At 45.7% G+C, this 15,037-nt stretch carries 13 protein-coding genes; 10 read left to right on the top strand and 3 right to left on the bottom strand.

Translation table 11 applies throughout. The annotated features are described in order from the left end of the window. Positions 1–42 precede the first annotated feature (42 nt). The 3 genes from C4S39_RS05345 to C4S39_RS05335 are packed head-to-tail and all read left to right on the top strand — an operon-like array spanning position 43 to position 2,640. On the top strand, positions 43–1,011 hold the full coding sequence (locus tag C4S39_RS05345; RefSeq protein WP_103966012.1) for a metal ABC transporter substrate-binding protein: 969 nt from the start codon (positions 43–45) through the stop codon (positions 1,009–1,011). Continuing rightward, the gene (locus C4S39_RS05340) at positions 989–1,807 is read left to right on the top strand and encodes a metal ABC transporter ATP-binding protein (RefSeq protein ID WP_103966011.1); all 819 of its coding nucleotides are present in this window, start codon (positions 989–991) and stop codon (positions 1,805–1,807) included. The genes C4S39_RS05345 and C4S39_RS05340 overlap by 23 nt, the downstream gene beginning before the upstream one ends. Beyond that, positions 1,807–2,640 (top strand): metal ABC transporter permease, encoded by an 834-nt coding sequence (locus tag C4S39_RS05335; protein ID WP_103966010.1) that lies wholly within the window; start codon positions 1,807–1,809, stop codon positions 2,638–2,640. The genes C4S39_RS05340 and C4S39_RS05335 overlap by 1 nt, the downstream gene beginning before the upstream one ends. Before the next feature lie 77 nt (positions 2,641–2,717). Here the strand turns inward: C4S39_RS05335 and C4S39_RS05330 are convergent, their stop codons facing one another. After that, positions 2,718–3,419, bottom strand: a complete 702-nt coding sequence (locus C4S39_RS05330) for an SDR family oxidoreductase (RefSeq protein WP_103966009.1) — start codon at positions 3,417–3,419, stop codon at positions 2,718–2,720. Between the two features lie 193 nt (positions 3,420–3,612). Beyond that, the gene (gene rlmKL, locus C4S39_RS05325; RefSeq protein WP_103966008.1) at positions 3,613–5,808 is read right to left on the bottom strand and encodes a bifunctional 23S rRNA (guanine(2069)-N(7))-methyltransferase RlmK/23S rRNA (guanine(2445)-N(2))-methyltransferase RlmL; all 2,196 of its coding nucleotides are present in this window, start codon (positions 5,806–5,808) and stop codon (positions 3,613–3,615) included. A 283-nt stretch (positions 5,809–6,091) separates the two neighbouring features. Here rlmKL and C4S39_RS05320 point away from each other — a divergent pair, with 283 nt between their 5' ends. Together C4S39_RS05320 and C4S39_RS05315 are read left to right on the top strand one after the other, a co-directional pair. After that, positions 6,092–6,484, top strand: a complete 393-nt coding sequence (locus C4S39_RS05320; RefSeq protein ID WP_103966007.1) for a hypothetical protein — start codon at positions 6,092–6,094, stop codon at positions 6,482–6,484. Between the two features lie 29 nt (positions 6,485–6,513). Then, a complete protein-coding gene (locus C4S39_RS05315) occupies positions 6,514–7,440 on the top strand; it encodes an alpha/beta fold hydrolase (protein ID WP_258039298.1) in 927 nt (308 codons plus the stop codon). A gap of 564 nt (positions 7,441–8,004) precedes the next feature. On the opposite strand, the gene C4S39_RS05310 is transcribed toward C4S39_RS05315, so the two are convergent. Further along, positions 8,005–8,880, bottom strand: a complete 876-nt coding sequence (locus C4S39_RS05310) for a LysR family transcriptional regulator (protein ID WP_103966005.1) — start codon at positions 8,878–8,880, stop codon at positions 8,005–8,007. Positions 8,881–9,001: 121 nt separating this feature from the next. Here C4S39_RS05310 and C4S39_RS05305 point away from each other — a divergent pair, with 121 nt between their 5' ends. The 5 genes from C4S39_RS05305 (at position 9,002) to C4S39_RS05285 (ending at position 15,015) form a co-directional block, all read left to right on the top strand. Continuing rightward, a complete protein-coding gene (locus C4S39_RS05305; protein WP_103966004.1) occupies positions 9,002–9,199 on the top strand; it encodes a hypothetical protein in 198 nt (65 codons plus the stop codon). Between the two features lie 220 nt (positions 9,200–9,419). After that, positions 9,420–10,319: a sulfotransferase domain-containing protein gene (locus tag C4S39_RS05300; protein ID WP_103966003.1), complete on the top strand. Its 900-nt coding sequence runs from the start codon at positions 9,420–9,422 to the stop codon at positions 10,317–10,319. Between the two features lie 453 nt (positions 10,320–10,772). Then, on the top strand, positions 10,773–12,077 hold the full coding sequence (locus C4S39_RS05295) for a glycerophosphodiester phosphodiesterase family protein (RefSeq protein WP_219817917.1): 1,305 nt from the start codon (positions 10,773–10,775) through the stop codon (positions 12,075–12,077). A 382-nt stretch (positions 12,078–12,459) separates the two neighbouring features. Then, entirely contained in the window at positions 12,460–13,329 is an 870-nt protein-coding gene (locus C4S39_RS05290) for a polysaccharide deacetylase family protein (protein ID WP_103966002.1), read from the top strand. Between the two features lie 12 nt (positions 13,330–13,341). Next, positions 13,342–15,015, top strand: coding sequence for a glycosyltransferase family 4 protein (locus tag C4S39_RS05285; protein ID WP_103966001.1), 1,674 nt, complete (start codon positions 13,342–13,344; stop codon positions 15,013–15,015). Positions 15,016–15,037 lie beyond the last annotated feature (22 nt).

Raw genomic sequence — 15,037 nt, 5'->3', positions numbered from 1 at the left:
TTTTCATACAACAGAAGAATATTATTTAAGGGAAGCTTGGTTATGAAATTTATAACGTATAGAATTACAGGGATTTTTTTATGTTTGCTACTACTTTGCTTGCAAAGTTTGGTATTCGCAGCCAAGACTCATGAAATACCGGAAATTGTTACCACCGTCTCACCGATCACGAACATCGTGCAAAATATTGGTGGAAAACACATCAAAGTAACCGGAATCGTTCCTGATGGTACCGATTCCCATACGTTTGAGCCTATTCCTTCGGACATAAAAATATTACGGGCAGCCGACATGATTATCGTGAATGGCCTTGATCTGGAATTGCCCACATTAAAATTGGCGAGAAAGGTAAAAAGGTCTGAAACTTCGATTCTGCAATTGGGAAACCTTACGCTAAAAGAAGCGGACTGGCAGTATGATTTTAGTTTTCCCCGCGAACATGGACACCCTAATCCCCATTTATGGTTAAATATTGAATTGGTAATGCGTTATGCAGAAATAATAAAAGACAGCCTGATAATGCTCGATCCTGCCAATAAAGCGAGTTATCAGGAAAATACTGCAACTTATTTGACCAAACTAAAGAAGCTGGATCAGGCAATTTTCAATTGTATTGAGACGATTCCTCAAAATAACCGTAAGCTGGTAACCTATCATGACTCTTTTGCTTATTTTGCGCCACGTTATGGCATGACAGTAATCGCAGCAATTCAACCCTCCGATTTCTCCGAGCCCGGCCCTCAAGAAGTTATCAGCATTATTAAACAAATTAGAGAAACTGGTGTGCCAGCCATATTTGGTTCGGAAGTTTTTCCCAGTAAAGTGATGAAACAAATTGCCTGGGAAGCAAAAGCCAAATTTATCGATCAACTCTCGGATGATAAGTTCCCGGCGGCGCCTAATAACTCTTTCATCGGTATGATGGCCGGTAACATGATTACCATGACCGAAGCCTTAGGCGGTAATTCAACCTGTATGGCCAACATTGATGCCAGCAACATTGCATTCTGATTCCCCCTTGGTTCCTGCAATAAAATTGACCGGCGTTTCTGCTCGTTATGAACAAAATGTAGTATTCGACGATCTTTGTCTGGAAATTGCCGCAGGTCAATTTGCCGGAATTGTCGGTCCCACGGCTTGTGGGAAGTCGACGTTGCTGAAAATTATTTTGGGGATTCATGCTGTGAGTGCAGGACAGGTGGAGCTCTATAGCTATCCCGTGAATAAAGTGAGGCCAGGTACGATAGGTTATGTGCCGCAACTTGGCAGTGTTGACTGGAATTTTCCGGTAACGGTTGAAGAAGTCATTTCCATGGGGCTTTATACCAATGGGCGTATTTGGCCTTGGCTCAGCAAGCAGGAACGGGCTTGCATTCGGGACCTTGCGCATCGATTAGGTGTTGATGATTGCCTGAAAAACCATATCAGCGATATATCAGGGGGTCAGCGACAGCGCACGTTTCTGGCGCGCGCGTTGATCAACAATCCCAAGCTTCTGATCCTGGATGAGCCGACTTCCGGAGTTGATATCAAGACTCAGCACGAGGTGTTGCATTTATTGGGGGATATCAATAGTGGGGGTATTACCATATTATTAACCACGCATGATTTAAATGCGGTGGCATCTCACTTGCCGTGGGTTATTTGTTTCAATCGGGGGATAGTTGCCCAAGGTCGGCCGAATACGATATTTACCAACGAAATCCTGACTAAAACATATGGTGGTGATATTGTCATTGTAAAATCCGAAGGACATCTCCTGATCGCTAATAGCACGCCGCTCAATTTTATTGATGAGCATTCCTGATGGAATTTCTGCTGGAACCGATCGAGTATGAATTTTTCCGTCATGCCTTGCTTGCAGCGTTGATGGTAGGTGCGTCCGGTGGCCTGATCGGAGTTTACGTCGTGCTACGCGGCATGAGTTATGTCGGTCACGGATTATCTCATGCGGCAATTGGTGGCGCAGTAATCGGTATCACCCTGAATCTGAATTTTTATGCGGGCGCGTGCGCGATGGGATTACTCGCCGCATTCATCATCAACAAAATTACTAAAAACAATAAAATCAAACTGGATGCTGCGATTGGAATAGTAACCACAGCGATGTTCGCCCTGGGTGTGGCGATTGTCAGCAAGATGCGGAATTTTAAACAAAACTTCGAAGCAGCTTTATTTGGCAATATTCTTGGAATTACAGAACAGGATTTGATGATCATCGGGCTGGTTGCTTTCTTCACGCTGATTACCATGTTCATCACGTATCGCGCATTACTGTTTTCCACTTTCGATAATGAAGCGGCGCGTGTATTTGGTATCAAAACCGATTCCGTGCAATGGCTATTTTCATTGTTGCTTACATTCTCGGTCATCGCGTCGCTGAATGTCATTGGCGTCACCATGGTCGCCGCCACGCTCATTGCCCCGGCCATGACTGCGAGAATGCTGACGGATCGTTTTAGCAGCATGATTATTTCTTCGACCATCATCGGCGCGGTGACCGGCGTAATGGGTATGTATTTGAGTTATATTTTCAACGTCGCTTCCGGTACAACCATTGTGCTGTTCAGCGTGTCGGTGTTTGGCTTATCGATGCTGGTGAAACCTTTGCGTAACGCCTATCGGTCAAGGCAATATTGAATGGCGCGGATAGCTGGTTTTAGTTGTTGGCTGCAAAATTGGGAGTAGTTCAGACCGTTATCTGTTTGGATCTGTATTCACCAAGGCACAATCTGCCCGTCAAAAGCATAAAACTTTCCGGAATCTTCGAATTTTAGGTTATCGATAACGCGGCGCATGCCGGTGACGCTTTGTTCGGTTGAGATTAATCCGTTCGGGCCACCCATGTCGGTTCTTACCCAACCGGGATGCAACAGGACAACTGTGATCTGTTTGGGATTCAAATCTATCGACAAGCTTTTCATCACGATATTGACACCCGCTTTGCTGGAACGGTAGATGTAACTGCCGCCGCCCCGATTGTCTGCAATACTGCCCATTTTGCTGGTAATGGTGACGATGGTTTTCAGGTTGCTGCCGACAATCGGCTGCAGAAATGCTTCGGCCATTTTTAGCGGCGCCATGGTGTTCACCGCAAAGGTATGCGCCCATGCCTGATAGTCCGTCATTCCGAAAGCATCCCCTGATTCCGGAGGGTAAACGCCGGCATTATTGATCAATAAATCGATGGCATCACCGGATAGCGTCTGTGCCAGCTGTTCAATGTGCGAATGATTAGCGACGTCCAGCCGATAAATACTGATTTGATTCGGATGCTGCGCGGCTAAACGGCTCAATGCATCCGCTGACGCCGGATTGCGGCAGCAAGCAATGACACGCCAATCGCTCAAAGCGTATTGACGGACAAATTCCAGTCCAATGCCACGATTGGAGCCTGTAATGAGAACTGTTTTCTTCATGGTTTTTTCACCTGAGCAGGGAGCCTTATCATTTAATGATACCGCTATTCGATTTTTTTGACAGCATGTCTGAATATTTTCCGTCAATCCGCTTATAAGATCATAGGATATAAAGCTATCGGATTACTCGAATTAATTGCTAATGCCGGTTTTCTGCTCAATAACTCCTGGCGCTATCGCCGATGAAATTTGATCAGCGGGATATTCTCCAGCAATAATGTATCCTGGCGTTGCGCGCAAAATCCTCGGGGATCATTCTGGTACTGATATCTTCAATGATCAGATCGCTTAATGCTTCCTTGTCCAATTTGAAACGGCGGAAGTTGGTCGAGAAATACAAGATTCCTTTAGGTGCCAATAAGGCCGTGGTATTACGGATCAGTGGTATATGATCTTTCTGGATATCGAAAATCTCATCCATTTTTTTGGAATTGGAAAAAGTGGGGGGGTCGAGAAAAATCAAGTCAAATTGTTGTTTATGTTTTGCTTGCGCTTGTTGCGCCAGCCACTCCGAGCAATTAGCCCGTATCAGCTGGTGCCTGTCGCTGATGCCATTGAGATGAAAATTGCGCTTGGCCCAGTCCAGATAAGTATTGGACATATCCACCGTGACGCTCGATTCTGCGCCGCCGATTGCCGCATGTACTGTAGCACTGCCGGTGTAAGCGAATAAATTCAAGAAACGCTTACCTTTTGCTTGTTGTTGAATCAGTAAGCGCATTGGGCGATGATCAAGAAACAGGCCGATGTCCAGATAGTCCTCAAAATTCACCCAAAACTTGCAACCACTTTCTTCAACCACATGAAAGCGGCGGGAATCCCCTTGTTTTTCATATTGATCGGTGTTTTTCTGTTTGCGGCGAATTTTCAAGAATACTTGTTCGGCGGGAATTTCCAGCACTTTGGGTATTTCCGCCATTACTCCGGCCAGCCGTTGATTGGCTTTGGCAGGGTCGACAGATCGGGGAGATTCATATTCTTGAACATTGACCCAGGTTTTCTCGCCTTGATAAATATCCACAGCCACCGCATATTCCGGGAGATCGGCATCGTACAGCCGATAACAATGCACTTGATTTTGTTTGGCCCATTTGGCCAGTTTTTTCAGGTTCTTATGTAATCGGTTGGCGAACATTTCCGCCTGACTGTCGGGTTGCCCGGCCTGGGCGCGGCGATGGATGAATTCGATGCGTTCCTGCTGGGATTTGGCTTTCGGTTCAAAAAAAGCTTTTTCCTCGATGGTCAAGCGCAACAGCTTGCATTCCAGTGCGCCGTTAAAAAGCGTGATCGGTTTATGCGAACGTATGCCCAATCGGAAGCCCAATTCCGGATTGCCGATAATGATTGCCGCTTGCCAGCCGGTAAAACGCTGTTTCAATACCGCGCCAAATTCACGGTATAACATCCCGGCTTGTTCTTCATCGCCAAGACGTTCGCCATACGGCGGGTTGCAAACAATCAATCCAGGAGGCCAGCTTGCCGCGACAGATGCATCGGCGATATTGCGCTTCTCGATGTGGATCTTGTCGGATAATCCTACGTTTTCAATATGCTGCAATGCGGCATTGACGCTCTCGCGATCCTGGTCAAAGCCAACGATCACCGGCAATCTGGCTAAACCCATCTCACGGCGCTGCCGGGCATCTTCGAGAATATTTTGCCACAGCGCAGCATCGTGCTGTTTCCAACTTAGAAAGCCGTAATAATCCCGCTGCAAGCCCGGTGCGATGTCACCCGCGATCAACGCGCCTTCCACCAGAAGCGTGCCCGAACCGCACATCGGATCGAGCAGTGAGCCACCTTGCCGGGCGATTTCCGGCCAATCTGCGCGCAACAGAATGGCCGCTGCAAGATTCTCCTTGATGGGTGCCGCAATATTGATGTCGCGATAACCACGCTTATGCGAGCTTTCGCCAGATAAATCCAGGCTCAACTGTGCGGTTTCGTTATGCAGGTAGACATTGACGCGAATACTGGGATATGCGGTATCGACATTAGGCCGGTTGCCAGATTTGGTACGCATTTGATCGACGATGGCATCTTTGACTCTCAGTGCGCCAAAGTGCGTGTTATCGATTGCCGGATTATTTTTGCTGCTGAACGATACCGCTAAACTGTCGTCAGGACCTAAATGCTCGAACCAGTCGATGCGCTGAACGCCATCGTAAAGATCCTGCTGAGATTTAACCTCGAAACTGTTGAGCAATAACAACACGCGGTTGGCAGTACGCAGCCATAAACAAGCTCGATACGCCATCGCCAGATCGCCCTGAAAAGCTACGCCAGCCAGTTTTTGGTGTATCTCCTGTCCACCCAGAGCGCTGATTTCATTAGCGAGAATGCCTTCCATCGCTTTGGGCGTGGTGGCGAAGAGTTGATACTGCATCATAATTGGTGACTCGTTACGGAATAACCGCGTAGGATACTCGAATGTGCAGCTGCCGCGCAGTTTTTTATTTAACCTCGGTTCGAGTTGTTCAACACGGACTGGATTCCCGCTGTTTGGCGGGTCATTCAATAATAAGATGGTTTGGCATTTATGGTTGCCCGCTTCTAAAGCAAGCGAATTTCTTTTTAAACATCACCGTGATAATCTCCAGTATGCCATGTACGTGCAGTTGTGCGTGGATTCGCTTAAACTTCCTGACTCTCTGGGTTGAAAAGGAGCAAAAATGGATAGATTGGGACTTCCCATTGTCTTGCTGGCCGCCTTATGGGGGGCAGTGAACACGACACTGAGCTTTTTTCAAACCATCAATGCACGCCGCGATTTGATATTTGAACTGATCGATGAGTGTGGATACTGTGCCGGGAAAACCCTCGGCCCGATAGAAATCTATTTCACCAATCTTTTGCCACTTACTATTGGGAATATCATTTTTCTTAGTTTGATTAGCTATGTGATTCTCTCAATCCCGCGTCACATGAAGATTGAAAATAAGGAGGAAGCTGAGCATTTAAGAATAGCTTGCCGGATTATTGCGATACTGCCTATTTTCGGAGCGATTTCCTTTGCTGCCGGCGGCCTGTTTGATATGGTTATGTTAGCCCGGTCTCTTAATTGATGAAAAATTCTCGCATAAGCGTTCTGCTTTTGGCCTCTCTGTCCGTGATTCTCGGTCTTGGCGGCTGCGCGGTTATGGATAAGGATATTCCGGGTTGGTCGCAATACCGCAATCCGGAACAGGCCGGTGAATTGCGATTGGCATCGGAGAGTTTCGGTGCAGGGGATCCGGTGCTTCTGATTCACGGTTTCGGTGCCAGCAGTTATAGCTGGCGTCATATTATTGAACCCTTGGCGCAGAAATACCGGGTAATCACGATCGATCTGAAAGGTTTTGGCGAATCGCCCAAACCGCGCGATAACGCTTATTCCGTTTATGAACAGGCGAGGCTGGTAAGAAATTTTATCATCGAGAATAACCTGAAGAATCTGCACATTATCGGGCATTCGTATGGTGGCGGGGTAGCCTTGGCTGCATCGATATATTTATCCTCTTCGCATCCGAATCTGCAACGCAGCCTGGTGTTGATAGACAGTATTGCGTATCCACAAGAACTGCCCAGCTTCGTGAGCATGCTGGCTACTCCGGTACTGGGGCCGCTGATGATCTACGCTATCCCAAATTCCATCCAGGTGAAAAGCTTGCTGAAGAAAGTGTATTTTAATGATGCCACTATTCCGCAAGGCGCCATTGATCACTACGCAGGCAATCTCGCCAAACCCAATGCAAAGTACGCAACGTTCACTACCGCACGGCAGATGTTGCCGGTAGATTTGCAGCAATTTTCAGAAAACTATTCGAGTTTGTCGCTTCCTGTCCTAATCGTATGGAGCAGGGATGACGAAATTGTGCCGCTGGCCATTGGTGAGCGTCTGCACGAGAATTTACCCAATTCGAAGCTGATTATCTTTAGCGGTGTTGGTCATGCGGTGCAGGAAGAAGATCCATCAAGGCTATTGCCTCATCTGCAGCAATTTCTGGATGCACAAGCGCATCATGTTCCATCCGGATTGTAGGAGTACCCTCGGGGAAACGGATTCATATTATTGTTCATCATTCAGTAAAAACTACCGGTTTCATCGGATGGTTGTCTAGCTGGCTTTTACTGGGGTGTGTGTTTTTCCGCGCGCTGAAATTTTTCTTGACATTCTGAGTCATCCACAATTTCAGTAAGATACAATTGCTATGACAAATAACTTCATGTCAATCTGAGAAATATATCCTAACCATATGATAAGTGTACCATAATTAAAGTGTTAACTTATTAATCAATTCAAGAAAAACCCTTAGAAATATTTAAGTTAGCCAACCAAACCAAGAGTTATTCACAAAGTTATCCACAGAAATTGTGGGTAATAGATGAAACTCTATGACAAATAAGGTAATAATTTGAGAAAAAGAGAGATATCAGTCCGGAGGGCAATGCATCTGATTTGCACGGTGGCGAAGAAAGATGACGTGTTTTTATTGGTAACTGGGAAAATGGACATGCAGAGCCAAAGTTTTACCGAACACCAATTTTGATCAAATTTCTTGGGCTGGCAGTTGAGCGCGGCATATGAATAAATTTATGCATCCCGCTAAACCTTGCTCAGATGCTCCTGTAAGAACTTAATGAAGTGCTGTGTTTTTGCGGGCAGTAACCGGGTTTCCGTAACGGCGTAGACGGGCACCGGAGTTCCATGCCATTGGGGCAGTACGCGACGCAATCGCCCACTGGCAAGATCATCGGCAACAATTTTCTCCAACATCATGATGATGCCCATATCGAGCGCTGCCAAGCGGCAAATCATCCTGACACTGTTGAGCGTGAACCGGCTACCAATAGAAACTTTGGTGGTGTGCACCCCATCGTGCAGTGTCCACTCACTAGTCTTCATGAGGCCTAGACACTCATGGTGCGCCAGATCGGCAGGCTCCGCAGGCTCTCCCGAGCGCTCAAGATAACGGGACGAAGCGTAAAGGTACACAGGGAGAACAGCCAATGGACGCGCGATCAATTGCGAATTCTCCAGTTCTCCAATGCGGATTGCTACATCGAATGGCTCACTCATCAGATCGATCCGCCGTGACGTAAGATCGAAATCGAAGACGATGCTCGGATAGAGTCTTGCAAATTCGGCGATCAAGGGTGTCATGTAGGTCACGGCAAAATCTACAGGCAGCGAAGCGCGGAGTATCCCACTGGGCTGTGCGAGCATTTCGCCGAGTTGTTCGTGCGCGAGCTTGGCTTCATCGACAATACGCTTACAGCGTTCGTAATAAATCTGACCAGCCTCGGTTAACCTGATCTTGCGCGTTGTGCGATGCAAAAGACGCAACCCAATCATCTTTTCCAGCGCGCTGATCCGTCGCGATAGAGTTGAGTTCGGCATTCCGATAATATCGGCAGCACCGCGAAAGCTTTTGGCCTTGACAACTTCCACGAACAGGGCCATGTCATTCAAAAATTCCATATTCATTGCTCCATTAATGGAGCAATCATATCCAAAAATCAGTCTTTATTCTATATAAGAAGCAGTGGACAATTCTACATTGAAAAATAAGGTTATTATAAAGTTTATAGGGAGTTATTTTATGAAGCGTATTATCAATGCAGTTACTATTGCTCTGTTAGTTATGCTGATAGCCGGGTGTGGTCGTCCTACGGTGATAATTAATGAAAGAGAAAGGGAAAATTATGAAAAAAAACTTGCTGGTGAACAAGTAGTGTGTCCATACGGACTGGATGCTAATGGATCATGCTTGAAAGAAGGTGATGATGGCATCTGGTAATTATGGTTGTTACCCTTTCTGTAACAAAAAACCAGGATCTATTTTTTAAGCTATATTTGAGCGCAAATCCTTTAATAATGTGGGAATAGGTTTTTTTATAACTCGGTCTAAGAGTCACAATTATTTGATCTTTTGTGCTTATTTTCCTTAACCACCTGGTGAACCGCAGATAAATAAATGTTTAGATTTATACTCTTTATTGAAAAGGATATGAGCACGAATGTCTACCTTAATTGAATGGCCGGTAAAATCCAGGGAACTGCAAAGTAATCATTTTGACTCGACAATCTGGAATGATTTTCAGTTCAGATCCGATGATATCGTCATTGCAACATATGCTAAATCAGGCACAACTTGGACCCAACAAATTGTAGGGCAGTTATTATTTAGTGGCGATCCAGATCTGACAATAGCGGAAATGTCGCCGTGGCTTGATCTACGCGTACCCCCCAAAGCAATAAAATTACCTCAGGTAGAAGCGCAAAAGCATCGCAGGTTTTTAAAAACGCACCTGCCTGTTGATGCGCTGGTATATTCGCCTAAAGCAAAGTATATCTATATTGGCCGTGATGGCCGGGATGTTCTGTGGAGCCTGTATAACCATTACTCCAACGGAAATCAAGCTATGTATGCGGCATTAAATGATACTCCAGGGCTAGTAGGTTCCCCTTTTACGCCGTTGCCGGCAGATATTCGCAAATGTTGGCATGACTGGATGGACAAGGACGGTTACCCTTTTTGGTCATTCTGGGAAAATATTCGCTCCTGGTGGACGATTAGAGAATTACCCAATCTCTTGCTCCTTCATTTCAACGATCTCAAACGCGATATGCCGGGAGAAATGCGTCGAATTGCACGCTTTCTCGATATTCCCATTAATGAAGACAGATGGCCTTTTATAATGGAATATTGCTCATTCGATTGGATGAAAAATAATGCCACGAGAAGCGTGCCGCTAGGTGGTGCATTCTGGGATGAAGGCGCAAAAGTATTCATTAATAAAGGTGTGAATGGCCGTTGGATGGATACCCTGACTGCGAGCGACTCAGCCCAGTATGAAGCGCGCGCAGTCAAAGAATTGGGACTTGAATGCGCACACTGGCTCGCAGGAAAATCTTGAAATATTCTCATATACGCATCGCTTTTGTCCGGTGATTCCTGCGCGCCAGGCAAATTGGGTTCGAATAATGTCCGTGCTTTATCTGAAATATCCTGTCTACGATGGGAATCGTATCCTATGAGATCCTTTTTGTTTTCGGCAGAATCTCATATTTCCTATCTCATGATATTTTTGATCGATCACATGAATTTTTGTGTGCAATTTATGGATGTGTACGATGACGGGAGATTCACTGAGGCTTGATCTGACTGACACGCCCCAACCTTGCGCGTTATGCCTTGTTTTACCCGCATCATTCCCGCAGTTGTATGAATCATAAAGTCATTAAAGTTTCATGCAACAGCCATCAAGCAGAAACATTCACTCGATAATATTTCGGTTCATTGTACGGATTGCCATGATGAGATGTGCCCGTGCAATGACATCGAAATATCATTATCAGAGGAGATCAGCATGAAGCACATGATACTGACGGGCATTACCGTATTTGCTCTGGCGTTGCCGGTGGCGGGCTGGAGCGGGAAAGGCGGCGAATCCGCGCATAATGGCAACAAAGACCGCGGACATAGCATTCAATTAGGTCCACGGCCATTTTTTCTGGTTCAGGATATGGATCAGAGTGCATTAAAAAACAAACTGGAAAGCTGTGAAAAAGGTCCGTTCAAACGCACCGGCTTCTCCATAGGCCATCGCGGTGCGCCATTGCAGTTTCCCGAACATACGCTGGAGTCATACGAAGCTGCTGCCAGAATGGGCGCCGGGATTGTTGAATGCGATGTGACATTCACCCAGGATAAGGAACTGGTGTGCCGTCATTCGCAGTGCGATCTGCATACCACGACCAATATTCTGGAAACGCCGCTGGCGGAAAAATGTTCAGTGCCGTTCCAGCCCGCGGTTCTTGATGCTGACGGCAACCTGATTGCGCCCGCCGTGGCGCAATGCTGCACCAGCGACATTACGCTGGCCGAATTCAAATCGCTGCAGGGAAAGATGGATGCAGCTAATACGCGCGCTACCAGCGTTACCGGATACCTGAAAGGGACGGCTGACTGGAGGACCGATCTTTATGCGACACGCGGCACGTTGCTGACGCACAAGGAAAGTATCGCACTGTTTCAGAAGCTGGGCGTCAAAATGACCCCGGAACTGAAGTCCCCAAGCGTACCAATGCCTTTCGACGGTTTTTCGCAGGCCGATTATGCGCAGAAACTGATTGATGAGTACAAGGAAGCCGGTGTGCGTTCATCCAAAGTCTGGGCGCAGTCATTCAACCTCGCTGATGTACTGTACTGGATTCAACATGAACCGGACTTCGGCAGGCAGACGGTTTATCTCGATGGCCGTTATGACGACCCGGCGTTTGACCATCGCAACCCGGCTACCTGGTCACCGGCAATGACTCAGCTGGTCGCTGATGGCGTAAAAATCATTGCGCCACCGATGTGGATGCTGCTGGAAATTGAAAACGGCGGGATTGTACCTTCCCGTTACGCAAAAGCAGCGAAAGACGCGGGACTGGATATTATTACCTGGACATTCGAGCGCGACGGCCCGTTGACTAACGGCGGCGACTGGTACTTCCAAACGCTGAACGGTCAGAATCCCAATCCAGTTTCTCCCGATGCGGTAATCAACAATGATGGCGACATGTATCAGGCTTTGGATGTTCTCGCGCAGGATGTCGGCATTCTCGGCATTTTTTCCGATTGGCCGGCAACGGTGACGTACTATGCCAATTGCATGAATCTGAAATAAGGAGCGTCATGACAGAGCAGGGCAGGTTTTTCCTGTCCTGCTCTCTATAAATCCCGCTTCCGGCTCCTTGAAAATCGGCATGCCTTACTTCTAAGAATCCATATAAAACCGGTCAGATCATGTGCTACAAACCCGGAGCAGTTTATTTGTGCGCTACAATTATTTCACTAAAGTTGATCGTCGGAGGGCTGGGTAATACTATTCCAGAAGTTGTCGTAGTGTTCTTAAGAACATCATCTCACTCACTTACTGTTAATTATTTGACGTATATATTATTTTAATAAAATGAGATATGCTGCTTGCGTATGATTTTCCTCAACAAAACACGGACAACATTTTATACTGAGCTGACTTTATAAGATATTGCGTGTATTTCGTTAAGATGAATATTCTGACTTACGATATAGAAGATTGGTTTCATATGCTGGATATTGAGTGTACTGCAACTGAAGCTCACTGGCGCAATTTTAAGCCACGCATCCATGCCAATGTCGATCGTTTACTGGAGCTAACCTTGCTGCATGGGCATAAAGCAACTTTCTTTTGCCTGGGTTGGGTAGCTAAGCATTATCCGGAAATTATTCGCCGGATTGATGAGCTTGGTTTTGAAGTTGCTTCCCATTCATACATGCACCAATTAGTCTATCAGCAAACCCGGTGTCAATTCCGAGAAGATTTAAGGCGTTCAATTTGCACTCTGGAAAATATTACCGGAAAAAAAGTTAAAACCTATCGAGCACCCGGTTTCTCATTTGTTAGAGGAAATACCTGGATAGTCGAAACTTTGCTTGAAAATGGAATCGAAAGAGATAGTTCTATTTTCCCTATTGAACGGGGGCATGGCGGCTATAAAAACTTTGGACGAGCACGGCCTTCCCTATTAGGTTGTGCAAGCGGGCAAATTAAAGAATTCCCAATCAGTCTTGGGAAGATTTTAGGTAAAAATTTAGTATTTTCCGGAGGAGGATATTTCAGATTGATGCCGTTCTGGGCGATTCAGAAATTGACCAATCAGGCTGACTATATGATGACATATTTTCATCCGCGAGATTTTGATGTTGATCAGCCAGTTTTAAATATTCCGCTCCATCGAAGATTTAAATCCTATGTAGGCTTGAAAGGCGCCCATAAGAAACTGGATCGATGGTTGGCCCGGAACAAATTTATTGACATCGAAGCAGCCGATAAGCTGGTGAATTGGACAAAAGCCCCGGTAGTTAAAATGCAATCCTGTAGTGGGTATTTCGAATAATCAGTGCTGTCTATGGCTGAAATGTCAGTTGAATTTATTGGATTAATATTATCTCTGGCAATTTTCTTGTCACTGTTGCTTGTGCCAATTACTTCCAGTGTGGCTCAGAAGGTTGGAGCGATAGATATTCCAAAGCTGCGGAGTGTTCATACAACGCCAAAGCCGCGAATGGGTGGCCTGGCAATTTCAATTAGTTTTGTAATAATTTGTTTGATTTTTTTTCCGCTGAATATTTTCTTTATTGCCTTTCTGACAGGATTGATCGCAATTGTCATAACCGGCGCTGTTGATGACATCATGGAAATTTCACCAAGCTGGAAATTCCTGGGTCAATTTATATCCGCAACATTGTTTGTTTATCTGAGCGACATGCAAATTGAGCATATTGGGAATATTCTGAGTATTGGTGACATACAATTAGGTAAGGCATCAATGTTTTTCACGATATTTCTCTTGGTGGGGATCATCAATGCCCTGAACTTTGCAGATGGCTTGGATAGTCTGGCGGGTGGAATCTCAGTAATTGCACTGGCATTCTTGGGTTATTTTGCCTGGAGTGTCAATCACGATGGGTTAATGATAATTGCCATATCTCTAATTGGTGCGATTATTGGTTTCTTACGTCACAACAGTTATCCCACCAGAGTTTTTATGGGGGATAGCGGAAGTATGATGTTGGGTTATGTGTTAGGGGTGATGTTTGTCAGTTTGAATCATACCGCTCCGCAACTGCCGCTATCCGCGCTTGCTATGATAATAGCGCTGCCGCTGTTTGATACATTGTCAGTAATGGCAGGGCGTATTTTTTCCAAGAACAATCCATTTCTTTCTGATCGGAGGCATTTGCATCATCGTTTGATCGATATCGGGTTGTCTCAACCGGCAGTAGTATCGGTGATCTATCTTGCGATGTTTGCCTTCGGTTTATTAGCAATCATGCTGCAATCCAAACCGGATTGGGTGATCTTTCTGAGTCTGGTCAGCGCAGGATTGTTGATGTTTTCATGGTTCCTGTTCGTACGAAAAACCGGTATTTGCAGCAAAAAATGGACGATTCCTTATTTTGATAAACTCAGGCAATCTGATGTTTACAAACTGATGGCTCATTGGCTTGAAAGATGGCATTCAATCGGTATCACAATACTTGTGGCATTGCTGCTTCCTGTACTGCTTGCACCACTGTTTGGTTTAAGCGGTAGTAAGGTTTTGATGTTATATGGTCTGGCAGGATTGTTGGTATTTTTTTCCTTTCGCACGCGACGTGCGGCAGACTTAAGTATTCTGCATGGCACTTTATATTTAAATATTTTTGCGTTGATACTGGTTTACAATCTCTCAGCGCTGGCTCAGTTTTCCTGGCTCCATGAATATATAAACGGACTGTCGGTGATAGCATGTTTATGGGTGATGTTGAAGTTGGTGTTCACCGAATGTAAAGAGATTATCTTTTTATCAGACTTTGAGCTGTTGGTTCTTCTCATTATCGGGTTTGTGGTTTTTATAGTTATGGGGGATTTGCAAGTTTCTCCTATGGTTTTGCAAGCTGTGCAAAACACCTTTTTGATATCTATTCCATTCATGATGGTTATGAAAATCAATATTCGTACTCATGGACAGGATCGTTTATATATTTTCTTGCCCATTGTTGCGCTTGTCATCATGGCGACCAGAGTCTCATTGGCATAGTGCAACTGATTTATTAATATGC

It is taken from the genome of Nitrosomonas ureae (genome assembly GCF_900108305.1).
Taxonomy (GTDB): Bacteria; Pseudomonadota; Gammaproteobacteria; order Burkholderiales; family Nitrosomonadaceae; genus Nitrosomonas; species Nitrosomonas ureae_B.
The sequence above is the reverse complement of the archived record's forward strand: the minus strand, read 5'-3'. Positions and strand labels throughout refer to the sequence as shown.

Excerpts from the sequence above, each read along its gene's own strand:
- C4S39_RS05345 (WP_103966012.1), top strand. The coding sequence starts at position 43 with ATGAAATTTATAACGTATAGAATTACAGGGATTTTTTTATGTTTGCTA.
- C4S39_RS05340 (WP_103966011.1), top strand. The coding sequence starts at position 989 with ATGCCAGCAACATTGCATTCTGATTCCCCCTTGGTTCCTGCAATAAAA.
- C4S39_RS05335 (WP_103966010.1), top strand. The coding sequence starts at position 1,807 with ATGGAATTTCTGCTGGAACCGATCGAGTATGAATTTTTCCGTCATGCC.
- C4S39_RS05330 (WP_103966009.1), bottom strand. The coding sequence starts at position 3,419 with ATGAAGAAAACAGTTCTCATTACAGGCTCCAATCGTGGCATTGGACTG.
- rlmKL (WP_103966008.1), bottom strand. The coding sequence starts at position 5,808 with ATGATGCAGTATCAACTCTTCGCCACCACGCCCAAAGCGATGGAAGGC.
- C4S39_RS05320 (WP_103966007.1), top strand. The coding sequence starts at position 6,092 with ATGGATAGATTGGGACTTCCCATTGTCTTGCTGGCCGCCTTATGGGGG.
- C4S39_RS05310 (WP_103966005.1), bottom strand. The coding sequence starts at position 8,880 with ATGGAATTTTTGAATGACATGGCCCTGTTCGTGGAAGTTGTCAAGGCC.
- C4S39_RS05305 (WP_103966004.1), top strand. The coding sequence starts at position 9,002 with ATGAAGCGTATTATCAATGCAGTTACTATTGCTCTGTTAGTTATGCTG.
- C4S39_RS05300 (WP_103966003.1), top strand. The coding sequence starts at position 9,420 with ATGTCTACCTTAATTGAATGGCCGGTAAAATCCAGGGAACTGCAAAGT.
- C4S39_RS05295 (WP_219817917.1), top strand. The coding sequence starts at position 10,773 with ATGAAGCACATGATACTGACGGGCATTACCGTATTTGCTCTGGCGTTG.
- C4S39_RS05290 (WP_103966002.1), top strand. The coding sequence starts at position 12,460 with ATGAATATTCTGACTTACGATATAGAAGATTGGTTTCATATGCTGGAT.
- C4S39_RS05285 (WP_103966001.1), top strand. The coding sequence starts at position 13,342 with ATGGCTGAAATGTCAGTTGAATTTATTGGATTAATATTATCTCTGGCA.